This window comes from Phenylobacterium immobile (ATCC 35973) (genome assembly GCF_001375595.1).
In the GTDB taxonomy this organism is placed as follows: Bacteria; Pseudomonadota; Alphaproteobacteria; order Caulobacterales; family Caulobacteraceae; genus Phenylobacterium; species Phenylobacterium immobile.
In genome coordinates, this window is the sequence record NZ_CVJQ01000003.1 from 1 (window position 1) to 20,879 (window position 20,879).

Consider the following 20,879-nt stretch of genomic DNA (forward strand, 5'->3'; position numbering starts at 1 on the left):
CGTTCGGCGGTGACGATGACTTCGCCGACGGCGACGCTGCTAGCGTCCTGCGCTGCAGCCGAGGCGGCGATCGCCGTCGCAGACGCGACGACGCTGGCTCCCAGCAGCAAGAGTGCGCGTAGATTCATGGCGGTTCCCCCACATCTTTTCTGTGACCGCGGATGCCCAAATGAGAATCCTGCACGGCACTTTTCATTGTGTTCGACACGTACAGTCATCTCAGGCGCCAACTCTAACGGCCAGCTGCAGAGATTTAGTCTGTTGTGTAAAAACCTACCTCCGCCCCCACATTTTCCCACTCCAGGCTATTAGTCAACGCAGTCATTTTTAGACCTCAAATGTTACAAACGACCGCGGGCCGCGACCGCTCGCCGATGTTTTCCTCCTCACGGTCAAATTTATCGGCGGAGCTCGAGCGAAAACCTGCCTTGACATAGAGCAGGCCGGATCACAGTGCAGTTGCAGGGACTAACGGTCGCTGACGCGCGGCAAGACTAAGAAGCTTCGAAAAGAAGCGCGCTGATGCGCAGAGAGATCAAGGGAGGGGAAGAATGTCTTCAATGGACCGCGCGGCGGATTCTGCGCCCACGCCAGGCAACCAGACAGCTGCCGAAGCGCCGCCTTCCCGACCCTACGCCATCTACGTTCTGGTGCTGTTAGCCCTCGCCAACATTTTCAATACGATGGACCGGATCGCCTTCACGCTTCTGATGGAGCCGATAAAGCGCGACCTGAACGCCAGCGACACACAGATGAGCCTGCTTTCAGGCTTTGCGTTTGTACTGTTCTACACAGTCTTTGGCATTCCCATCGCCCGCTGGGCGGATCGCTGGGTGCGCCGGACGATCCTCGCCATGGGTCTCGTCGGCTGGTCGGTCATGACAATGCTATGCGGCGTAGCGGGCAATTTCTGGCAGATGGCGCTGGTGCGCGCCGGTGTGGGCATCGGCGAATCGGCTGGCATTCCCCCGTCGCTATCGTTGATCACCGACTACTTCCAAAAGCGCCAACGGGCGCAAGCCATCGCGATTTTCCAATCGACGGCCGTTCTGGCGATGGTGGTCGGCGCGCCTTTGCTGGGCCTGGCGGCGGCGGCCTACGGCTGGCGCGGCGCATTCATCGCCGTCGGGGCGCCTGGGGTGTTGTTGGGTCTCGTCATCTTCCTGACGGTGAAGGAGCCCGTCCGGGGCCGCATGGATAGGCTGGAGACCCCCGCCGCCGACGCGACGACCCGTGCATCCGGGACGCCTGCGGCCGAAAGCTTCATGGGATCCGTGCGGATCATGTTCGCGACCCGGGGTTTTCAGGTGCTTTTCGCCGCGCAAGTGGTGCTGGGGCTCGCCGCGGGCATCACACAAACCTGGACGCCAGCGTTCATGATGCGCGTGCATGGCGTGAACCTTTCGTGGGCCACCAACATCCTGGCGCCGACCTGGGGTGTCTCCGGCGTCCTTGGCGGTCTGGCCGGCGGCTTCCTGGCCGCCCACATGGTGCGTCGCACAGGCAAGACCGAGTGGATGGTGATCGTGCCAGGCGTGACAATGCTCCTGGCGATCCCAGCTCAGCTGGCCTTTATCTTCGGGGGGCCGGTGTGGCTGTCATTGCTGGGCGGCTGCACGGCCACTTTCTTCATGGCCTTCAAGAACGCGCCGATGGTCGCCGAGGCCCTCGACCGTGTCCCGGCCTCCAGCCGCAGCCTAGCTGGGGCCATGATGCTGATCGGCGCCAATGTGCTGGGCCAAGGCTTCGGGCCCTTGTTCACCGGGATGCTGAGCGATCTGCTCTTGCCAACCCTGGGCAAGGTCGAAGCCATCCGGTGGGCCTTCATGCTGTCGCCGATCCTGGGCGTGGCGGGCGGTCTTATGCTCCTTTTGAACCTCCGTGCGTTCCGTCGGAACGTCGAGGGTCAAGGCTAAGGCCCAGGACGGACTAGCTCGGCTATTCGCGCCAGGAACAGCCCGGGCCACGACGGATTTGCGTGAAAGCGCCAACAGGGCGACTGTCGCCGATCCCGGTGGATTTCGAAGAATGAAGATCATCGTGCTCGGCGCCGGCGTCATCGGTGTCACCACGGCCTATTTCCTGGCGCGCGACGGGCATGAGGTGACGGTCGTCGACCGCCAGCCCACAGTCGCCAACGAGACCAGTTTCGCCAACGCCGGTGAAATCTCGCCAGGCTACGCTTCGCCCTGGGCCGCGCCCGACGTGCCACGCAAGGCGCCCTCTTGGCTGCTGATGGAGCACGCCCCCCTGATCCTGCGGCCGAAGTTCGATCTGGCCATGGCGACGTGGCTGCTGGCCGTGGCGCGCAATTGCACGCCGGATCGCTACGCACTGAACAAGCGCCGGATGGTGCGGCTGGCCGAATACAGTCGAGACCGGCTCGACGCGCTCCGTGCTGAAACTGGCATCGCCTATGACGAGCGCATGCGCGGCACGCTGCAACTCTTTCGCAAGCGTTACCAACTGGATGGCGCGGCCAAGGACATCGCGGTCCTGCAAAGCGGCGGCGTGCCCTTCGAAGTCCTCGACGTGCAAGGTTGCATCGCGGCCGAGCCGGGCCTGGCCCACGCTCGCGAGCCCTTTGTGGGCGGCCTGCGACTGCCCCACGACGAAACCGGAGACTGCCACATGTTCACCCAGGCGCTCGCCGGGATGGCGCAAGCCCTGGGCGTCGACTTCCGGCTGGGCGTCAAGATCGAGGCGCTCGCCGGTCAGGGCGGCCGGATCACGGGTGTCAGGACCGAGCACGGCGTGATCGTCGGCGACGCCTATGTCGTGGCCCTGGGCAGCTATTCTCCCGCGATGATCCGACCGTTGGGCCTGCGGCTTCCAGTCTATCCGGTGAAGGGCTTTTCAATCACGGCCCCGATTGTCGACGAACCCCGAGCACCGGTCTCGACCCTGCTGGATGAAAGCTACAAGGTCGCGATCACGCGCCTGGGCAATCGCATCCGCGTCGGCGGAATGGCGCAGATTTCCGGCTTTGACCTGTCGCTGGACCCGCGGCGGCGGCGAACGCTGACGCATTCCCTGCAGGGCCTGTTCCCCGACGCCGGCGATGTCGCCGGGGCATCCTTCTGGACGGGCCTGCGGCCAATGACCCCTGACGGCACGCCCGTGGTGGGTCCCACGGCCTTCGACAACCTCTACCTGAACACCGGGCACGGGACGCTGGGCTGGACCATGGCCTGCGGATCCGCAGGCGTCATGGCTGACCTGATCGGCGGCCGGGCGCCTGATATCGAGGTCGCTGATCTGGCCCTGGCCCGCTACCACTGACTCAAGACGAGGCGCGACGAACAACGAACCCGCGGTCGGCGGACCAGACGCCCGCGCGCGCGACCGGCGAGGCCATGTTGGCCACGCCGGACTACGAGGCGAAGATCACTGTCATAGCGGCCTTTTTAGGCCCTGATCCGCCCGCCAGCGCGCAGCCGCGCTTCAGGCTTCGAGGATGAAATCCCGAACCTGCCGGTTGAAGTCGGCGTTCCGTTCAATCATCGACCAGTGACCGCATTTGCCGAAGACCGTAAGGTCGGCGTTCGGCAAGATGCGCTCCAGCGCGTAGGAATTCGCAAGCGGGATGACCTGATCCTCGCGGCCGTGCACGATCAGGGTGCGATGCTGAAGCTGCCGGAGTTCAGCCTCCGGAATCGTCATGGCGTCGACCCACCGCTGGCGCGGCGCCGGGAACATGGCGGAGAACGCTTCCTGGAAGCCGGGCTGGATGCTCCCCTGGTAGCGCGATCGCGCCAGCTCATCGTCAACCGCCCCGGACTCATAGGTGAAATAACCGAGGATCTTCTTCATATTCTCAACGGAGGGCTCATAGCCCCAGACAGCGTCGAGACCTTCGGTGATCTCGAACGGCACGCCGACGCTACCCATCAGGACCAGCTTGCCGACGCGGTCAGGGTGCTTGGTCGCAACGCGCAGGGCGATGGCGCCGCCAAAGCTGTTACCCACCAGATGGGCCTTTTCGACGCCCAGGGCGTCCAAGACTCCCACAGCCTGATCCGCCCAGGTGTCGAGCTGGTAGTCGACGTCTTGCGGACGATCGGAATAGCCGAAACCGACCATGTCGGGGGCGATCACCCGGAAATTCTCGGCGAGCGCCGGCAGGACCAGTCGCCAGTTGCCATAGGCGCTGACGCCGGGTCCCGACCCGTGGATCAGCATGACGGTCTCGGCCCCCGAGCCGGCTTCAAGGTAGTTGGTGCGGATGCCGTTGGCCTGGACGCTGCGTCCGATTTCGGGCCTGTCGCTGCTGGTCATGTCTGTCTCCAATGCGGTCGCCCTGCGGGCAAATTCGTGATCAGGCGGGTTCGCCGTACAGCTTGCCTTCGCCGGCCCAGTCGCTGGCCTTCACGTCGTCAAAGATGACGTAGATGTACTTAGGGTCCGTGGCGGTGTTGCGCACGATGCTTTCCGTGACCTCGGCGGCCACCTGAGCCTTCTGCTTGTGGTCCTTACCTTCAAACCAGCTGATGCGAACGACGGGCATGGGTCTGTCCTTTACGGCGATAAGCGCGGAACGCTTGCAAGCCCGAGGGACTTGTCGCCGCGCCATCCCTATCTAATGTAGCCTCATTGCGGGACAATCCTGAACATCGGAAACACTCTGTAGATCTACAGGATACATTATGAATCCGAGACAGGACGTCGCCAGCCTGCCCAACATCGCGACCTTCGTGGCCGCGGCCAAAGCGGGCAACTTCACCCGGGCGGCAGCAATGCTGGGCGTGACCAAGTCCGCCGTGGGCAAGTCGATCGCCCGGCTCGAGCAACACCTGGGCGTGACACTGTTCCAACGAACGACGCGGATCACCCGCCTGACGGCTGACGGCGAGGCCTATTTCGCGGCGTGCGAGGCGGCGCTCGCTGAGATCCACGCCGCCGGTGACGCATTAAGATCGGCCCATGAGGTCATCAGCGGGCGGTTGCGGGTGAACATGCCGGTCGCCTTCGGCCGGCGGGTCCTCTTGCCGCTCCTGCTCGACATGGCCCGGCCGCACCCGGCGCTGAGCCTGTCGCTGACATTCACCGATGCAATCACTGATCCGCTTGAAGAGGACGTCGATATCCTGATCCGCTTCGGCGGTCTGGCCGATACGAGCCACCTGATCGCGCGGCGACTGGTCCGCCAACCGCGCGTCATCTGCGCGGCGCCGAGCTATCTGCAGGCGCGCGGCGCGCCGACTTCACTGGACGACCTGCAGCAGCACATGGCTGTCGTCGGCTCTCACCGCGGCCCGCCGTTGCACTGGGTCGTCATGGATCGCGGCGTGGAACGCCGGATTCTGCCACCCGCCACGCACCAGATGAGCGACGGGGAAGCGATGGTGGAGGCTGGGCTTGCGGGACTTGGCATATTCCAGGCGCCCGCCTCGCTCGTTCGGGGTCCGATCGCGCGGGGCGCGCTCATCCCCCTTCTGGAGGCCTATGCCGCCGGACCAGTGGATGTCCATGCACTTTGGCCTCGAGCCGCCCAGCTCAGCCCGAAGGTTCGCTACGTGATTGACCAACTCGTCGCCTGCGCGGCGCGCGGGCTCCTGGACTGACGCGCCATAGGCGCCTCAGCAGCCCCTCGGCGTTGCTAGAGATTCAGCAGGAAGCTCCGCAGCACTTCGACGTATTCGTCGGGCGCCTCCCACATCGGCCAATGCCCAACGGCTTTGAACTCGTAGAATTTCGCGCCGATGATATCGGCGCAGTACTCGCCGTAATCGGGGCCTCTTTCGGGATTGAATTCCCCATAAAGAACCAGACTGTTCTTCACCCGCCACTGCTCGCGGACCTCACGCTCTGACCACGGGGCTGGCGCGACCGTTCTGGGATCGACTCCAGACAGTCCGAAAGTTCGCATCAGAGCGGGTTTGACCTCGGGATCGGACCAGACACGCTGCCGCAAGCGGATCGCCTCGTCGTCGATTGAGTCATTGTCGTGGACGAGCCACCAAAGGCGATTGCGAATGTTCTCGTAGGTCGGATCCAGAACAGCCTTTTGGGAAAGCTCAAGAAGGTTACCCTTGAACGGCTGCGTCTTAAATTCTTTACGATCCGTGGCCACCCGCCCGAACCCGTTCAGGATCAGACTGTCGACGGTCTCGGGAAAGCGCATGCCGATCTCGACGCCCATGGCGGCGCCCATGGACTCGCCTTCGAAATGCGCCTTCTCGTATCCCAAGGCGTGCAGCAGATCGACGTAACCCTCAGCCATGAGCGCGACACGCTGGCTGGGATCCCACGGCTCCTTCGAGCTCTTTCCATGGTATATGGCGTCCGCGGCGATGACCCGGAAGTCACGCGCAAGCGAGGGGAGCACCCTGGCGTAGGGTTCGGCGTAGCCGCCAACCCCATGATACATGAACAGCGGCGGGCCATCGCCCTTCTCGATAATACGGTGTGTCCAGCGCTCGCCTTGCACGAAACGCGTTTGGCAGCCGAAAAGCTCGGTGGCGACCGAGTTCCACGCGCCGCGCGGGCGTTCATGAACCGGATTCGTTAGCTTCAGGCGCTCGGCCACGGCTTGGCTCCCATCGGGAAAATCGGATTTCTTGAGCTAGGCCACTGAGATGGGGCGACCCTGCCTGGCGGAGGATCCCGGAGGGGCCTGCGCTAAAACAACGGTGAGACCAGCGGTTCCCCGGCGAAGAAGCAGCGCAGGTTCTCCAAGAACCGGTCGGACATCAGCTTGCCGCCTTCGGGCGTCGACCCTGCCGAGTGCGGCATAAGCTCCGCGTTCGGCACATCCGCCCATCTGGCCGGATCGGTAGGTTCAACCTCAAAGACATCCAAGCCAGCGCCCCAAAGCCGCCCTTCCTTGAGCGCCGCGATCAGCGCGTCCTCATCCACCAGGCTGCCGCGCGAGATGTTGACCACCACCCCTTGCGGACCCAGCGCATCCAGCACCTCGCGGTTGATCATTTTCTCCGTCTCCGGCGTCGCCGGGGCGACAACCACCAGGGCGTCGCAGATGCGCGCCAGTTCGACGACGCTTTCCGCCCGCGGATAGGCGATGTCAGGCTTCGGGTTCGGCCCGTACCAGTGGATCTCGGTCTCGAAGGCGGCGATACGTTGCGCGGTCATGCGGCCGATCCGGCCCATCCCGACGATGCCGACCTTCTTCCCCCGGAGCGAGCGACCCGCAAGCCCGGGCACCGCTTGCCAGCTTCCATCGCGCACGACACGTCCGCCTTGCGTGGCGCGGCGATAGCAGTTGAGCAGCAGCATCGCGGCCTGATCGGCGACATCGCCGCCGTTCGCGGCGGCGCCGTTGGTCACGGCGACCCCATTCTCGCGACACCAATCGACATCGACGCCTTCGAAACCCGTGCTGAAGCAGGCCACGAGGCCCAGGTTCGGCAGACGAGACAGCACCGGCGCGCGCGCCGGAAAATGTCCGATAGTGACGACCGCGCCCACGCGCTGGCCCTCCGTCGCGAAGAACGCGTCTTCGCTTGGCGCTTCCCAGAGCTTGACCAACTCATAGCTGTCGTTGAAGAGCGGCGAGAACCGTTCGAGGAACGGGTCCACCATCATGACGACGGGCTTGTTGGACGACATCGGTAAGCCTTCTTGTAAGCGCGAGGGCAAGGATTAAGGCGGCCGCCATACACTGTAAACCCGCATTGCAAGCATCTTTCGGTTGAGCCTGGTTTCATCGCCGCCGCCGCGAAGGCGGCCGACGCCGGGCTCCGCCCCACCGCCCTACTGGACAGCGGCACGCCTCATGCCGCAAACGCGGGTGAGCTCAACCGTGGCTCGCCGCGCTCAGGACTTTAGACAATGCCGACGCTTCTCGATCCGCTGGAACTGGGCGGCCTGACGCTCAAGAATCGCCTCGTCATGGCCCCGCTGACCCGTATCCGCTGCGGCTCCGAGCGAAGCCCTGGCCCGATGGTCGTGGAATACTATCGACAACGCGCATCGGCGGGCCTGATCCTCACGGAGGCGACCTCCATCGTTCCGCAAGGCGTCGGCTATCCGAACACGCCAGGGATCTGGTCGGCGCAGCAGGTCGAGGGATGGAAGCGCGTCACAGAGGCCGTGCACGCCGCGGGCGGCGTGATCTTCCTGCAGCTCTGGCACGTCGGTCGCATCTCTGACCCAAGCTTCCTGGACGGCGACACGCCCGTTTCGGCGAGCGCGATCGCCCCGCGCGGCGAGGTCAGCCTGCTGCGCCCCAAGAGGCCCTACGTCACCCCCCATCCGCTCGCGGTCGCTGAGATCGCCGACCTGGTCGAAGCTTACCGCAAAGGGGCGGAAAACGCCCAGCGCGCAGGCTTCGACGGCGTCGAATTGCATGGCGCTAATGGCTATCTTCTGGACCAATTCCTGCAGGACGGCACGAACCGGCGCACCGACGATTACGGCGGCTCGGTCGAGAACCGCGCGCGTTTCATGCTCGAGGCCGTCGACGCGGCGATCTCCGTGTTCGGCGCGGGTCGCGTAGGCCTGCACATCTCGCCCCGCGGCGAAGCTCATGACATGAGCGACAGCAATCCTGCGCAGACCTTCGGGTACGTCGCCGAGGCCGCCCAGGCACGCAACCTCGGCTTTCTATTCGTTCGTGAGCGCGCGGGACCAGGCGCGATCGGTGATCAACTTCGCGCGCTCTACAAGGGAGTCTACATCGCCAACGACGGTTTCGATCTGGCGGCCGGCGAGGCGGCTGTCGCGTCCGGCGCGGCCGACGCCGTTTCCTTCGGCAAGCTCTTCATCGCCAACCCAGACCTGCCGGCGCGGTACGCGACGGGCGCCCACCTCAATCCGCCGCGGCCGGAGACCTTCTACGGCGATGGGCCGGAGGGATATATCGACTATCCAGCGCTCAGCGCGGCGGACTGATCGCCCGATCCGTTCCAAGCGCATCTGTTGGACACCCACCCTCGCGCAACCTAGAGACGAAGCATGTCTGCATCCCTCAGCGAAACCGGATCGCGCCTGTCGATCCGCATGCCCTTCGACATGCACCACCATGTGCGCGGCGGAGAGACCTTGAAGATCGTCGGTGAGATGCTCGCCCAAAGGTTCGCCGGCGCGATCATCATGCCAAACACCCAACCGCCGATCACCACGGCCGCGATGGTCGAGGCTTATCGCGCGGAGGTGATCGCCGCGACGGGGCCGAGCTTCCAGCCGCTGATGACCCTCTATCTAACCGACACGCTGGACCCGGCGCAGGTGCGGCTGGCCCGCACCCATCACGGACTGGCCGGGATCAAATATTATCCGCGCGGCCTGACGACCAACAGCGACAGCGGCGTCGCCAATCCTGCCTCGCTCTGGACCGCGGGCTCTACGCCATTTGAGGTGCTACGCACACTTGCGGACCTCGACGCCGTGCTTTTGCTACACGCGGCCGACGGCTTCGCCGCGGACGGTTCGGAGTTGGACCCGTACGATCAGGAGACCCATTTCGTTCGCGAGACCCTGCCGCGGATTGTCGAGGCCCACCCGGCGCTGAAGATCTCGGTTGAGCACCTTTCGACTAAGGAGGGCGCGGCCTTCATGAGCGCGAACCAGTCGGCGCACCTAGGTTGCTCGCTAACCGCCCAGCACTTGCTGCTCGACCGACGCGACGTTCATCGAGGCGGTTTCCGCCCGCACATGTCGTGGTGGCCGATCATCCAGCGCGAAGAGGACAAGCTGGCCCTTCGCGACCTGGCCGCCTCCGGCTCGCCCTTCGTCTGGCTGGGCAGCGATTCCGCGCCGCACCCGATTGGCAAGAAGGAAACCGACTGCTGCGCCGGCGGCGTGATGATGGTCCACGCCGGTATTGAGCTCTATGCCGAAGCCTTCGACCTGATGGGCGCCTTGGACCGCTTCGAGGCCTTCGCCGCGCTGAACGGTCCGCGATTCTACGGTGTGGCGCCATCCGATCGGACCATCGATCTGGTGCGGGAAGACTGGGTGGTGCGCCAGACCTTCCACATCACGTCGGACGAACCGCGTATGGACGAAATCCGGCCCTTCCGCCTGGGCGAGAAGGTGGCCTGGAAACTCGCGGCCTAAGGTCTTCGACGCGCGGCGATCATACCGCGCCTTCCGGCGCCGCCGAAGCCTCAGCCGGCTTGGCTCGGCTGCAGGCGAATCTCACCCGCTACGGGTTGACAGCGGATGTCTCTCGCATCGACGTCGTAGTCGGCGCCGTCGATAGCCCCTTGCTGGGCCTGGACGAAGCCCAATGGCTGGATCTCGCCCGCGACATCGACGTGAGCGTCGACGCCGCGGCCAGCGTAAGCTTCCTGGCGCCGCTCAGCGGGCTCCTGGCCATCAACGTTGGCGGGCCGCTCAATCTGCTGCGGCTGGCGGCCGCCGTCAGACCCAAGCCGGTGCACCTGTCCTCGTCCTCCTCGGTGTTCAACGCGGCGGCCTATACAGGCGCGGCGACGGCCTTCGAGGATCCCTTGGTCGGCGACGGCGAGGGCTTCCGCGGCGGCTACCCGGCGTCAAAATGGATCGCCGAACGGCTGAGCGACCTGGCGCGCGCGCGGCTGGAACGTAACGACCCACCGGCTGGGATATCTCTGGGGCGACACACGGACAGGGCGTAGCAAGCCGGACGACGCACTCACGCTGAACGTCCGGGCGTGCCTGATGCTGGGCAAGGCTCAGGACTTCGACGTCTTGATGCATATCACACCTGTCGACTTCGCCGCGGCGGCGATGGCTGAGATCGCAATGACGACCGCGCACGCCAATCGTCACTATCACGCTCACCGACGCCCCGATCACCTGGCGCGCGTTCATGCAGGGCTTGCAGGCGCACGGCCATCCGATCCAACTCGTCACTTACGGCGCCTGGCACGGCGGCCTCCGCGAACTGCTGCCGACCCATCGCGAGTTCACAGCCCTGACGCTAAGCGCCTCCCTGGATCCCGGGCGGGGCGCGACGACCAATATTTCGCGCCTGCATTTCGACACCTCGCACCTGCGTCGCGCCTTGGAGCCCGCAGGCCTGGCCTGCCCGCCGATGGATCAGCAACTGATCGGCGTCTACGCCGACGCCATGGCGCACCCGACGTAGACGAACATGCAGCGAGGGCCCCAAAGGCCGCATTTTGCGCTAAGGCCCCATGTCGCGCGGTGGGCGCGGCCTTGATTAGCGGAGCGGCGCCATGGCGGGGCTGAAGGACAAGCGCGGCTTTATCGACACTGAGCGGCTCGATTTGTCTGAGCGCAAGGCGGTCGAATACTGGATGAAGCGCTGGGGCGTGACGCGCGACCAGATCACCGCGGCCCACCGCAAGGTCGGCCGGCTGACCAAGGACATCGCGGCCGAACTCGGCAAGAAGCGCTGAGGCGCAGGCTAACGGCTTCGTCGCGCCGGCGGAGGCGCAAGATCAGGCTCCCGTCGCCTCGATCTTGTCAGCCTTCTGCGTACGCCGACGACGAGTGCGGATCCGGTAGCGAAATCGGTCCGGGTGGTAATAGCCGATGAGAATCTGGACGAGCTCGCCTCTGGGCCCGCCGATCAGGCGCTGCAGCTTCAGAAGCGGCGCGCCGATCGCCGTCTCCAACGCCGAGGCGATGTGCGGCGCCGCCGCCGTGGACGACAACCATTCCTCCGAGCCCCGCATCGGAACGCCGATGCGTGCGAACAGCGGCTCCATCGGCGTCGTCGCCAAATCCTCATCGGTATAGAGGTTGGCGATATGCAGGGGGACGAACGTCACCAGATAGGCCAAGGGGCTGCCCGCGACGCGGCATCGACGCACCGCACGCTGCACGCCGGCGCCGTTGGCAAGCTTCAGGGCGGTGGCGATTTCGTCCGGCGCCGGGACGACCGCCACCTCGAGCAACTCCAGCGTTGTTTCGAAGCCTTCAATCTGCGGGCTGTCGGCCAGATCGTCGAACGAAGCGATGACGACCGGTAGCGGCTGTGCGCCTGAGACATAGGTTCCCCTGCCCTGATAGCGGGCCACCAACCCCTCGTTCACGAGTTCCTTGAGCGCGCGTTTGATCGTGATCGCCGAGACGCCGAACACACGGCAGAGCGCGGGCTCGCTAGGCAACAGGGAATAGGGACCGATGCGGCCGCTCTTGATGCGCTCTCGAAGCACCAAGTAGATCTGATCGTAGAGGGGCGTCGGGAGGTTCGCGTCCAGCCGGTAAGGCCGCAGCGTCGCAACCCATGCATTCTCGTCCATGCGTGGGGATCATAGGGCAGATTCCGCGCTGGGTCATGGGAGAGCCGGTGCGCAGACGAGGGCGCGGAAGCGGCGTTTAGGACGCGGAAGCGCGCAGAGCCCAAATTGCAGACGGCCGAGCTTCCAGGGCGCCCTGAGACAGGGCGAAACAGTATAAAGTTAGAACATTCGACATCTCGGCTCGACCGCCGCAGGGCGGCGGGACAGCATCGCGACACCTTGAGGCCGCCGCCCGCCGCTGTGGCGGCGTTTGACAGCCCAGTCTGAGAGAAGGCGCCATGTCCGAGGCTGCAAAAACGGAAGAAGACTTCAAGGGCGTACGCGGCGCTTGGTATGTCGTCATCCTGCTCGCAATGGCGAACGGCGTTTCCTTCATGGACCGCGGGTTCGTCGCCCTGGTCATCGATCCGATCAAGCAGACTTTACATGTGACGGACACGCAGATCGGCCTGATGATCGGTCCGGCCTTCATCATCTTTTACAGCACAGTTTCGTTGCCGATCGCGCAGCTAGCCGACGCCCACAACCGGAAACGCATCATCCTGGCGGGCATGTTCTTCTGGTCGGCCTGTACGGCGCTGTTCGGCCTGGCCCGCAATTTCGCAACTCTCGGCGTGGCGCGGATGGGGATCGGCCTTGGCGAAGCCGCACTGGTGCCCGCAGGCGTCTCGATCATCGGCGATATGGTGCCGCGCGCTAAAATCGGCCGCGCGGTCAGCATGTTCACCGCAGGCGGCATCCTGGGCGGCAGCCTCTCATCCATTCTCGGCGGCTTCCTGATGCTGTGGCTGACGAAGATCGGCGTGATCCACATCCCAGTGTTCGGCGATCTACACCCCTGGCAAAGCGCGTTCGTGATCATTTCCCTTCCGGGCATCGTCCTGGGCTTTGTGATCATGTTGACCATGCGCGAACCGATGCGCCGCGCGCGCGCGACCGCGGCGAACAAGCCGAAAACCAGCAGGCAGACGGCCAGGTATCTCTGGACGAACAAGCGCGCCGTGCTCTCGCTGATCCTCGGCTTCGCCTTTATCTCGGGGGTGTCCAGCGGCGGCGGTTGGACTCCCACCTTCTTTATGCGGACCTACAACCTGTCGCCAGCTACGGTCGGAACGGCGATCGGCTCGATGGCGCTCACCCTTGGGGTGTTCGGCGCGGTGCTGGGCGGGTGGACCGCTGACCTTCTGCGCAAGCGCGGCCGCGAGGACGCCAATATCCTGGTCGCTGTGGCGGCGATGCTGCTCATGTTGCCGATGAGCGTCACGATCTTCATGACCAACTACGTCTGGATCGCCTTCTCGCTTATGGCGGGCAAGGTGCTCCTCACATCCATGGCGTTCGGAGTCGCGCACTCGTGCGTCAGCCTGGCCGTGCCCACGACGATGCGGTCGCAGGCCGTGGCGGTCTATCTGTTGTGCGCCAACTTCTTTGGCATCGGCTTCGTGCCGCTGCTGATCCCGGTGATGACCGACTATGTCTTCCGTGACCCACTATCGCTTCGATATTCGCTTGCGATGGTCTCGGTTGTCGGCACGCCTATCTCCGTCGGCCTGCTGCTGATCGCTCGCAGGCCGTTCCTCAGCCATCTTCGCGACCTGGCGGCCCCGGCCCCCTCGCCGGCGGCGGCCTAGGCGCTCGGGGCCAGGCCGCTCTAGGCGGCGACCATCTGCGGCGCGTCCGTCACCTCGTCGGTGATGACCTTGAACTCGGTCAACCAGGCTTGCCCGAAGGTATGCGTCATGGCCACGTCGGCGGCGTCGCGACCGCGGGCGATGACGATGCGTCCGATCCGCGGCGCATTGTGGCGGGCGTCGAAGGTGTGCCAGCCGCCCTCAAGATAAACCTCGAACCAGGCGCTGAAGTCCATGGGCGCGTCGCTGTAGGGCACGCCGATGTCGCCGAGGTAGCCGTTGCAATACCGCGCCGGAATGTTCATCGCCCGGCACAGGGTGACCGCAAGATGGGCGTAGTCGCGGCAGACTCCGACCTGCTCCTGATGGCCTTCCAGCGCGGTGCGCGTCGGGCGGGCGTGGCGGTAGCCGAACTGGATGCGCTGGTGGGCGTAGTCGACAATCGCTTGAACGCGCTGCCAGCCGGGCTTGGTCGCGCCGAAGAGCGACCAGGCCAGATTGCTCATCAGGTCAGTCTCGCAATAGCGGCTCGCGAGCAGGAAGGGGATCGCCTCCGCCGGCAGATCCTCCACGGGGATCTGGCGCGCGTCCCAGTTTTGCCGATCCGGCTCGCCGCTGTCTTCGATGATAAAGCGCGACGAGAGGACAATCTGCCCGGCGGGCGCGCTCACGCGCGTGACTAGGTTTCCGAACTCGTCGGTCAGCTGGCTGATCGGGGCGGGAACGCTCGCCCGCACTTCATCTGGCGACAGCAAATCGCCGCGCCGATCCGGATGCACGCTGAGTTTCAGCAGGATCGGCATGGGCTGCAGACAGTCGAAGGCGATCTGGTAGCCGGCGTGAATTTTCATGAAGAGCTCGAAGTCTGGACGTGGCGCGTTGACCCCCAAACCGGCTGAAAGCGCGCCGGTTCCAAACTTCAGTCGTTTATCTGCGAAGCGATCGCCACCAATCGGGGCTGAGTGCGTTGCAGAGCGACCCCATGCCGGGGATGCCAGCCGGGCCTGCTCAGGATGCCGAAATGACGAAACCCCCCAAGACGCCGTCCGCGCCGATGCAAACGATCGTGGGCGACGGCGGCGAGACGCACCAGACCGCCGCGACTCCGGAGACACGAATCACCAGCAACCACGGCGTGCCGGTGAGCGACAACCAGAACTCTCTGAAGGCCGGCGGGCGCGGCCCGACCCTGCTGGAGGACTTCGTCCTTCGCGAAAAGATTCAGCACTTCGACCACGAGCGCATTCCAGAACGGATCGTCCATGCCCGCGGCTCAGCCGCCCACGGCTATTTCGAGCTGACGGACTCGCTCGCCGAATTCACCCGCGCCAAGGTCCTGACGGAAGTCGGCGCCAGGACCGAGGTGTTCGTCCGCTTCTCCACCGTCGCCGGCGGCGCGGGTTCGGTGGACACGCCGCGCGATGTTCGTGGCTTTGCGGTCAAGCTCTACACCAAGGAGGGCAACTGGGACCTGGTCGGCAACAATATCCCGGTCTTCTTCATCCAGGACGCCATCAAGTTCCCCGACCTGATCCACGCCGTGAAGATGGAGGCTGACCGCGGCTATCCGCAGGCGGCCAGCGCCCACGACACCTTCTGGGACTTCATCGGCCTGATGCCAGAATCCACCCACATGATCATGTGGGCGATGTCTGACCGGACGATCCCGCGTTCGCTGCGGATGATCGAAGGCTTCGGCGTTCATACCTTCCGGCTGCTGAACGACCAGGACGAGGCGACCTTCGTCAAGTTCCACTGGCGGCCGAAGCTCGGGACGCAATCGACTTGCTGGGACGAGGCCGTGAAGATCGCCGGCGCCGATCCGGACTACCACCGCCGGGACCTCTATGAGGCGATCGACAGCGGCGCCTTCCCGGAGTGGGAGCTCAGTGTTCAGTTGCTGAGCCAGGCGGAGGCCGACGCCCTGCCCTTCGACATCTTGGATGCGACCAAGCTCATCCCGGAAGAACTCTATCCCCTGCGCGTCGTCGGCCGCATGGTTCTGGACCGCAACCCGGACAACTTCTTCGCCGAGACGGAGCAGGTCGCGTTCCTGCCCAGCAACCTGCCGCCAGGCATCGATGTTTCCGAGGACCCGCTGCTGCAAGGCCGGCTGTTCTCCTACCAGGACACCCAGCTGTCGCGGCTGGGGACGGTGAATTTTCACCAGCTGCCGATCAACCAGGCCAAGGGCTGCCCCTTCCAGAACATGCAGCGTGACGGTCAGATGCAGACCCAGGTCTTCAAGGGCCGCGCGAATTATGAGCCCAACAGCCTGGCCGAAGCCGGCGAGGACGGCGGCCCGCGGGAAGACCCGAAAGGCGGCTATCGCAGCTTCGCCCAGCCCATGGAGGAAACGAAGGTCCGCCTGCGTAGCGAGACCTTCGCCGACCACTACAGCCAGGCCCGGCTGTTCTATCGTTCGCAGACTGAGATCGAGCAGGCCCACATGGCTACGGCCCTGGTCTTCGAGCTGTCCAAATGCGTCTTCGAGCACGTCCGGCTGCGCGTGCTGGGCAATCTTCGCAATGTCGACGAGAGCCTGGCCCAGCGCGTGGCCGACGGCCTCGCCATGAAACTCCCCGCGAAGTCAGCCGCGGCGGCCGAACCGCAGGACATGGACCTCTCCCCGGCGCTGCGGATCGTCGGCAAATATCCGCAGACTCTGGAGGGCCGCGCTGTCGGCGTTCTCGTAACTGACGGCGCTGACGGCGCGGTCGTCGCCGCGGTGAAGAAGGCCGTCGAAGCCGCCGGCGGCGCCGTGAAGATCATCGCGCCCAAGATCGGCGGAGTGAAGCTCAAGGGCGGCGACTTGCTGGCGGTCGACGGCCAGCTGGCGGGCACGCCGTCGGTGCTGTTCGACGCCGTGGCGCTGGTGCTGTCAGAGGCCGGCTGCGCCGAACTCCTTGGTGAAGGCGCCGCAACCGACTTCGTGAAGAACGCCTTCGGTCACCTGAAGGCCATCGCCTTCACCGCGGAGGCCAAGCCGCTCCTCGACAAGTCCGGCGTGGAAACCGACCCAGGCGTCGTCGATCTGGCCGAGGGCGCCAAGGCCTTCATCGCCCCGGCCGCAACCCGGCAATGGGCGCGCGAGCCGAAGGTCCGACTGCTCGCTTGACCGGCGCGGCCCTGATCTAGGCGTCCGCCGGCCCGAACTCTCCAGGGCCGGCGCGACGTTGCCGTTGTCGCGGTTGTCCCGCGACACCTTCATGGCGAAACGCTGGAGTGGGTTGAGGCGGCGCGTCCGCGAACGGGCCGTTCATCCGGCGTCGGTCAGCCGCAACAGGAGGGCGCCGTTCAAGGCGACCTCGCCGGGGGATCCGCCTGTTGGAGAACTGCAAGATCCTCAGGCGTATTGGCGCCTCGCAGGCGCGGAATCACGTCGAGGGGCGGCTCGAGCGTCCCGAGGCCCGCAGCCTCGATCAGCCTCAGCAGGCGATCGTTCACCTCCATAGCAACCGGCACGGCGCGGCGATCGATCACCATGGGCAAGGGAAACCCCGCGTAGACCGCCCCAGGCGAGGGCGCCGCCAGGAGCGGGCCAAGGTCGGCCAGCGTGATCGTCGGGGCGTCCACCGCCAGGATGAGAAAGCGCTCCGCCTGGGTCGGCGCGGCGGCGGCCGCCAGGACGCCGCCAACGGGGCCTCCGTAGGCCACCGCATCCATGACGAACGGCAGACCGTAGTCGCCGCCGGCGACGATCACGTCGCCAGCTCCCGCCGCGTCCGCAAGGCGAGCGATCCGGGCGATCGCGGTTTCCCCGTCCCAGGCGATCAGCGCCTTGTCCCGACCCATCCGTTCCGCCCGGCCGCCGGCCAGGATGATCGCCCTAAGCCTGCTCACGCACCCATGCGCTCCGGCTGCGGCTGTTCGAGCAGCAGCGCGCCTTCGGCGGCGAGGCCCCCGCGCAGCAGATTCTCGACGCCCGACTTGGCCGAGCCATAGCCGCCGGCCGGGCCCTTATAGGGCTTCATCAGAGGGGCCTTGGCGCTCTTGGTCATGGCGTGGTCCGGTGACGCTGGCTTGCGATGACGCAGCCTATCCGCCCACGATGCCTGCGCCCGCACGCCATGGGAAGATGGAGCGATGGCGGCGCGCCGCTGGCGCGGGTGCATCGCCCTGGCCGAAGAAACGCCGGTCGCCCTGGTCCAGACGTCGCCAAACACCGGTGACGATGGTCTCGCCTTACGCTCGCCGTGAAGCCTTTGGCTCGCGCTCGCGTTCCCGGTCCGCCGAGATCGGAGCGCCATGCCAGTCACCGAACATATCGACCTGAGAGGCGGCCGCGTTTGTTGGCTCGAGAATGACCGCGACCTTTTCGCCGCGGAGCCTCCGCCGCAGAAGGTGGACGTGGCGATCATCGGGGCGGGCGTGACCGGCGCCATGTTGGCCGACCGCCTGACGGCCGCCGGCCGTTCGGTGGCGATGTTTGATCGCCGACCGCCGGCGCTTGGCAGCACTGCAGCTTCCACGGCCCTGGTCATGTGGGCCGCCGACACGCCGCTGACGGCGCTCGCCAAGACGCGTGGCGCGCCGGAGGCCGCGCGATGCTGGCGCAGAGTCCATGCCGCCGTTCAGGATCTGGCGGAACGCATTGCGGGTCTCGACCAGCCTTGCGCCTGGGCGGCGCGGCCCGAGGTCTATCTGGCGGGCAGCGTCCTCGAGGGCGACGATCTGCTGCACGAAGCCGACGCCCGGCGGGCGGCCGGTCTGCCCTCGGCTGCGCTGTCCGCAGACGCCGTCGCCGAACGCTTCGCCATTCCCGCACGGGCCGGACTGGTCTCAGGCGACGCCTTCGCCGTCGATCCCGTAGCGCTGACGTACGCCTTGCTGGCGCGTGCGCAGCGGCAAGGCGCGACGGTGACCTACCCCGCCGATGTCGTCGATCTTGCCGAGACCGCGGATGGCGTCTTCCTGACCCTGGCCGACGGCCGCCGGTGCAGCGCTCGCCAGGCGATCCTCGCCACCGGCTATGAAGCGCCCAGGGCCTATCTGCCGAAGGCCTTCACCCTCGGCTCCAGCTTCGCCATCGCCACAGCGCCGGGCGTCGCACCGCTGTGGCGCGAAGAGGCCCTGATCTGGGAGGCGTCGGAGCCCTACCTCTACGGCCGGGCCACCGCGGATGGCCGCATCGTGATCGGCGGCGGCGACGAGGACCTGGTCGACCCGCGACGGCGCGACGCGCTCGTCGCCAGCAAGGCCGCCTTCCTGTGCGCCAGCAGCCTGAACCTGCTGGGACGTGGCGACATCGAAGCCGACTGCGCCTGGGCCGCAACCTTTGGCCGCTCGCCCGACGGCCTTCCGGCCATCGGGCCGATCCGCGGATCGTCAGCGCTCTGGCTTGCCAGCGGCTTCGGCGGCAATGGCGTCACCTTCGCCAGCCTGGCCGCCAGCATGATCACGGCGGCCATAACTGGCGCGCCGGACGCCGACATGGACTGCTTTTCGCCTTACCGGTTTGGCTGAACGCGCCTCAGTCAGCGCGGTCCTTCAGCGAAGGCGGCGCTGGCGCCTCCAGGGGTCCGCGTGGAGCGACCTTCCGAGGCTCGTCCTTCGGCGCCGGAAACAACAGGCGGCTCAGGATGGGCAGGAGCGCAAGCAGCAACATGAATCGCGCCAGATGGTGGACCGCCACATAGGCGGGTTCGGCATGAAAGGTGAGCGCAAGGGCGATCATCACGTCGATGCTGCCAGGGGCAAAGGCCAGGACGCCGGCGACCGGTCCAACCCCGGATATCGAGCCTGCGAAAGCCCCGACCAGGGCCGCGATTGCGCCCATGACCACCAGGACCACGAGGCTCAACGCCACCAGCCGGCCAAGCTGGCCCAGTTGCATGCCGGCGAATTTCGCCCCGATCGTCACCCCCATGCAGGCGCCAGCGAGCGCCAGAACCAGAGGCGGCACGCTCGCGTCGACCAGCCCCATGGCGTGCAACGTCGCGCTGGCGATCATGGGACCCAGGAAATCGGCCGAGGGAAAACGCAGGCGTCGGGCGATCGCGATGCTGCCGATCGACGCCGCGATCATCATCGCCCAGCTCGCGGGATCGCCATAGTGGTGGACCGGCGCGCTCTGTGGATGAGCCATGGCGCCCGCGCCCAGGATCGTCGGCGCCAACATCACGAGCACCACCAACCGGAGAGTCTGGACGACGCCGACAGTCGCAAGATCGGCCTTCTGCTCCTCGGCCAGGATGACGACGGTCTGTAGCGCGCCAGGCGCGACGGAATAGAAGGCGGTGCGCTGGTCGACCTTGCCGACGGTGCGCAGGATCGCATAGCCGCAACCGCACATGAGGGCCGAGCCCGCCACCAGCAGCGCGATGGAAAGCGGCCAGGCCGCCGCTTGGCGCAAGGTGTCCGGCGAGACCGACGCGCCACTGGCCATGCCGAGCGTGCCGGCCAGCGCCGCGTAGATGTTGGTCGGCCACAAGGTGACTCGGCCGCGGAAGGCCAGGATGGCGGCCGCCGCCATACCGCCGATGATTGCGCCGCCCGGCACATGGAGCAGGTAGAGCGGGATCCCGCCGGACAAGGCCACCAGCAGGGCGAAGCCGGCCTGCCGGGCGTCGCGCCTGATCCGATAGCCAAGGCCCAACGCCTGCGTCATTGACACCTCACCCCCGCGTCGCCCCGATGCGCGGAGGCGACGACGGCAGCCGATATCAGCAATCAACGACGAACGCCTAGCGCCGGGCCTTCCGTTCGGCGACCGCCGTATGCGGCAGAGGGTCCGGACCGTGCAGATCCTGCATCGTCATTCGGCCCGTCTCATCAAGGATCTTCAGAAACGCCCGCTCGCTGGCGGCCAGGCCGACCGCCGGCGCGCGCTTCCGGCCGCGATAGATCGAGACGCCGAAGTCCTGAAGCGTCGCCTTCACCAGGGTCTGGAAGGCGCTGCTGCCGCTGGCGTACCAGCGCCGGGCGCTGATGGCGTTGGAGGTCATCAGGTCGGCGTTGACCATGTCGCGTGGCAGGCCGACGCCATAGGTCTTCTCGACCTGGGCGCCCGGCCACATCTGGGCCCCGGCCCCCGACGCCTGCGACAGAGCCCCGACCAGAACCACCACCAAAGCCAGTCGCCGCATGG

At 65.9% G+C, this 20,879-nt stretch carries 21 protein-coding genes; 11 read left to right on the top strand and 10 right to left on the bottom strand.

The window, feature by feature from the left end; all coding sequences use genetic code 11:
* Window positions 1-551: 551 nt before the first annotated feature.
* Window positions 552-1,916 (top strand): spinster family MFS transporter, encoded by a 1,365-nt coding sequence (locus BN1313_RS15430; RefSeq protein ID WP_091743202.1) that lies wholly within the window; start codon window positions 552-554, stop codon window positions 1,914-1,916.
* A gap of 112 nt (window positions 1,917-2,028) precedes the next feature.
* The gene (locus tag BN1313_RS15435; protein WP_091743203.1) at window positions 2,029-3,282 is read left to right on the top strand and encodes a D-amino acid dehydrogenase; all 1,254 of its coding nucleotides are present in this window, start codon (window positions 2,029-2,031) and stop codon (window positions 3,280-3,282) included.
* Between the two features lie 162 nt (window positions 3,283-3,444).
* Here the strand turns inward: BN1313_RS15435 and BN1313_RS15440 are convergent, their stop codons facing one another.
* Window positions 3,445-4,278, bottom strand: coding sequence for an alpha/beta fold hydrolase (locus tag BN1313_RS15440; protein ID WP_091743204.1), 834 nt, complete (start codon window positions 4,276-4,278; stop codon window positions 3,445-3,447).
* 40 nt (window positions 4,279-4,318) lie between these two features.
* Complete coding sequence (locus BN1313_RS15445) at window positions 4,319-4,507, bottom strand: tautomerase family protein (RefSeq protein WP_091743205.1); 189 nt, start codon at window positions 4,505-4,507, stop codon at window positions 4,319-4,321.
* 139 nt (window positions 4,508-4,646) lie between these two features.
* Between BN1313_RS15445 and BN1313_RS15450 the strand changes: the two genes are divergently transcribed.
* On the top strand, window positions 4,647-5,564 hold the full coding sequence (locus tag BN1313_RS15450) for a LysR family transcriptional regulator (RefSeq protein WP_091743206.1): 918 nt from the start codon (window positions 4,647-4,649) through the stop codon (window positions 5,562-5,564).
* Window positions 5,565-5,599: 35 nt separating this feature from the next.
* On the opposite strand, the gene BN1313_RS15455 is transcribed toward BN1313_RS15450, so the two are convergent.
* Window positions 5,600-6,529 (bottom strand): alpha/beta fold hydrolase, encoded by a 930-nt coding sequence (locus BN1313_RS15455; protein ID WP_091743207.1) that lies wholly within the window; start codon window positions 6,527-6,529, stop codon window positions 5,600-5,602.
* 92 nt (window positions 6,530-6,621) lie between these two features.
* Complete coding sequence (locus tag BN1313_RS15460) at window positions 6,622-7,569, bottom strand: 2-hydroxyacid dehydrogenase (protein ID WP_091743208.1); 948 nt, start codon at window positions 7,567-7,569, stop codon at window positions 6,622-6,624.
* A gap of 222 nt (window positions 7,570-7,791) precedes the next feature.
* On the opposite strand from BN1313_RS15460, the gene BN1313_RS15465 reads away from it, so the two are divergent.
* The 5 genes from BN1313_RS15465 to BN1313_RS15485 all read left to right on the top strand — a co-directional run bounded on the left by BN1313_RS15465 (window position 7,792) and on the right by BN1313_RS15485 (window position 11,309).
* Window positions 7,792-8,853 carry an alkene reductase gene (locus BN1313_RS15465; protein WP_091743209.1) on the top strand — a complete coding sequence of 354 codons (1,062 nt, stop codon included), beginning with the start codon at window positions 7,792-7,794 and terminating at the stop codon, window positions 8,851-8,853.
* A gap of 63 nt (window positions 8,854-8,916) precedes the next feature.
* Entirely contained in the window at window positions 8,917-10,020 is a 1,104-nt protein-coding gene (locus tag BN1313_RS15470; RefSeq protein WP_091743210.1) for a dihydroorotase, read from the top strand.
* Window positions 10,002-10,562, top strand: coding sequence for an SDR family oxidoreductase (locus BN1313_RS15475; RefSeq protein WP_281176489.1), 561 nt, complete (start codon window positions 10,002-10,004; stop codon window positions 10,560-10,562). Before BN1313_RS15470 ends, BN1313_RS15475 begins: the two co-directional genes overlap by 19 nt.
* 194 nt (window positions 10,563-10,756) lie before the next feature.
* Complete coding sequence (locus BN1313_RS15480) at window positions 10,757-11,035, top strand: hypothetical protein (RefSeq protein ID WP_091743212.1); 279 nt, start codon at window positions 10,757-10,759, stop codon at window positions 11,033-11,035.
* 91 nt (window positions 11,036-11,126) lie between these two features.
* The gene (locus BN1313_RS15485; RefSeq protein WP_091743213.1) at window positions 11,127-11,309 is read left to right on the top strand and encodes a DUF3606 domain-containing protein; all 183 of its coding nucleotides are present in this window, start codon (window positions 11,127-11,129) and stop codon (window positions 11,307-11,309) included.
* A gap of 42 nt (window positions 11,310-11,351) precedes the next feature.
* Here the strand turns inward: BN1313_RS15485 and BN1313_RS15490 are convergent, their stop codons facing one another.
* Window positions 11,352-12,158 (bottom strand): GntR family transcriptional regulator, encoded by an 807-nt coding sequence (locus tag BN1313_RS15490; protein WP_091743214.1) that lies wholly within the window; start codon window positions 12,156-12,158, stop codon window positions 11,352-11,354.
* Window positions 12,159-12,436: 278 nt separating this feature from the next.
* Here BN1313_RS15490 and BN1313_RS15495 point away from each other — a divergent pair, with 278 nt between their 5' ends.
* A complete protein-coding gene (locus BN1313_RS15495) occupies window positions 12,437-13,789 on the top strand; it encodes a spinster family MFS transporter (RefSeq protein ID WP_091743215.1) in 1,353 nt (450 codons plus the stop codon).
* Window positions 13,790-13,809: 20 nt separating this feature from the next.
* On the opposite strand, the gene BN1313_RS15500 is transcribed toward BN1313_RS15495, so the two are convergent.
* The gene (locus BN1313_RS15500; RefSeq protein WP_091743284.1) at window positions 13,810-14,640 is read right to left on the bottom strand and encodes a transglutaminase-like domain-containing protein; all 831 of its coding nucleotides are present in this window, start codon (window positions 14,638-14,640) and stop codon (window positions 13,810-13,812) included.
* A 170-nt stretch (window positions 14,641-14,810) separates the two neighbouring features.
* On the opposite strand from BN1313_RS15500, the gene BN1313_RS15505 reads away from it, so the two are divergent.
* Window positions 14,811-16,907 (top strand): catalase, encoded by a 2,097-nt coding sequence (locus BN1313_RS15505; RefSeq protein ID WP_176696063.1) that lies wholly within the window; start codon window positions 14,811-14,813, stop codon window positions 16,905-16,907.
* Between the two features lie 179 nt (window positions 16,908-17,086).
* Here the strand turns inward: BN1313_RS15505 and BN1313_RS15510 are convergent, their stop codons facing one another.
* Both BN1313_RS15510 and BN1313_RS16665 read right to left on the bottom strand, forming a co-directional pair.
* On the bottom strand, window positions 17,087-17,632 hold the full coding sequence (locus BN1313_RS15510) for an NTP transferase domain-containing protein (protein WP_091743216.1): 546 nt from the start codon (window positions 17,630-17,632) through the stop codon (window positions 17,087-17,089).
* Window positions 17,629-17,790, bottom strand: coding sequence for a hypothetical protein (locus BN1313_RS16665; protein WP_176696064.1), 162 nt, complete (start codon window positions 17,788-17,790; stop codon window positions 17,629-17,631). The genes BN1313_RS15510 and BN1313_RS16665 overlap by 4 nt, the downstream gene beginning before the upstream one ends.
* Before the next feature lie 247 nt (window positions 17,791-18,037).
* Between BN1313_RS16665 and BN1313_RS15515 the strand changes: the two genes are divergently transcribed.
* A complete protein-coding gene (locus tag BN1313_RS15515) occupies window positions 18,038-19,255 on the top strand; it encodes an NAD(P)/FAD-dependent oxidoreductase (RefSeq protein ID WP_091743217.1) in 1,218 nt (405 codons plus the stop codon).
* Window positions 19,256-19,262: 7 nt separating this feature from the next.
* Here BN1313_RS15515 and BN1313_RS15520 read toward each other — a convergent pair whose 3' ends face one another.
* Together BN1313_RS15520 and BN1313_RS15525 are read right to left on the bottom strand one after the other, a co-directional pair.
* Window positions 19,263-20,399: an AbrB family transcriptional regulator gene (locus tag BN1313_RS15520; RefSeq protein WP_091743218.1), complete on the bottom strand. Its 1,137-nt coding sequence runs from the start codon at window positions 20,397-20,399 to the stop codon at window positions 19,263-19,265.
* 76 nt (window positions 20,400-20,475) lie between these two features.
* Window positions 20,476-20,877 (bottom strand): hypothetical protein, encoded by a 402-nt coding sequence (locus tag BN1313_RS15525; RefSeq protein WP_091743219.1) that lies wholly within the window; start codon window positions 20,875-20,877, stop codon window positions 20,476-20,478.
* Window positions 20,878-20,879 lie beyond the last annotated feature (2 nt).

Coding starts and splice junctions, on each gene's coding strand:
- BN1313_RS15430 (WP_091743202.1), top strand. CDS start 552: ATGTCTTCAATGGACCGCGCGGCGGATTCTGCGCCCACGCCAGGCAAC.
- BN1313_RS15435 (WP_091743203.1), top strand. CDS start 2,029: ATGAAGATCATCGTGCTCGGCGCCGGCGTCATCGGTGTCACCACGGCC.
- BN1313_RS15440 (WP_091743204.1), bottom strand. CDS start 4,278: ATGACCAGCAGCGACAGGCCCGAAATCGGACGCAGCGTCCAGGCCAAC.
- BN1313_RS15445 (WP_091743205.1), bottom strand. CDS start 4,507: ATGCCCGTCGTTCGCATCAGCTGGTTTGAAGGTAAGGACCACAAGCAG.
- BN1313_RS15450 (WP_091743206.1), top strand. CDS start 4,647: ATGAATCCGAGACAGGACGTCGCCAGCCTGCCCAACATCGCGACCTTC.
- BN1313_RS15460 (WP_091743208.1), bottom strand. CDS start 7,569: ATGTCGTCCAACAAGCCCGTCGTCATGATGGTGGACCCGTTCCTCGAA.
- BN1313_RS15465 (WP_091743209.1), top strand. CDS start 7,792: ATGCCGACGCTTCTCGATCCGCTGGAACTGGGCGGCCTGACGCTCAAG.
- BN1313_RS15470 (WP_091743210.1), top strand. CDS start 8,917: ATGTCTGCATCCCTCAGCGAAACCGGATCGCGCCTGTCGATCCGCATG.
- BN1313_RS15480 (WP_091743212.1), top strand. CDS start 10,757: ATGCAGGGCTTGCAGGCGCACGGCCATCCGATCCAACTCGTCACTTAC.
- BN1313_RS15485 (WP_091743213.1), top strand. CDS start 11,127: ATGGCGGGGCTGAAGGACAAGCGCGGCTTTATCGACACTGAGCGGCTC.
- BN1313_RS15490 (WP_091743214.1), bottom strand. CDS start 12,158: ATGGACGAGAATGCATGGGTTGCGACGCTGCGGCCTTACCGGCTGGAC.
- BN1313_RS15495 (WP_091743215.1), top strand. CDS start 12,437: ATGTCCGAGGCTGCAAAAACGGAAGAAGACTTCAAGGGCGTACGCGGC.
- BN1313_RS15500 (WP_091743284.1), bottom strand. CDS start 14,640: ATGAAAATTCACGCCGGCTACCAGATCGCCTTCGACTGTCTGCAGCCC.
- BN1313_RS15505 (WP_176696063.1), top strand. CDS start 14,811: ATGACGAAACCCCCCAAGACGCCGTCCGCGCCGATGCAAACGATCGTG.
- BN1313_RS16665 (WP_176696064.1), bottom strand. CDS start 17,790: ATGACCAAGAGCGCCAAGGCCCCTCTGATGAAGCCCTATAAGGGCCCG.
- BN1313_RS15515 (WP_091743217.1), top strand. CDS start 18,038: ATGCCAGTCACCGAACATATCGACCTGAGAGGCGGCCGCGTTTGTTGG.
- BN1313_RS15520 (WP_091743218.1), bottom strand. CDS start 20,399: ATGACGCAGGCGTTGGGCCTTGGCTATCGGATCAGGCGCGACGCCCGG.
- BN1313_RS15525 (WP_091743219.1), bottom strand. CDS start 20,877: ATGCGGCGACTGGCTTTGGTGGTGGTTCTGGTCGGGGCTCTGTCGCAG.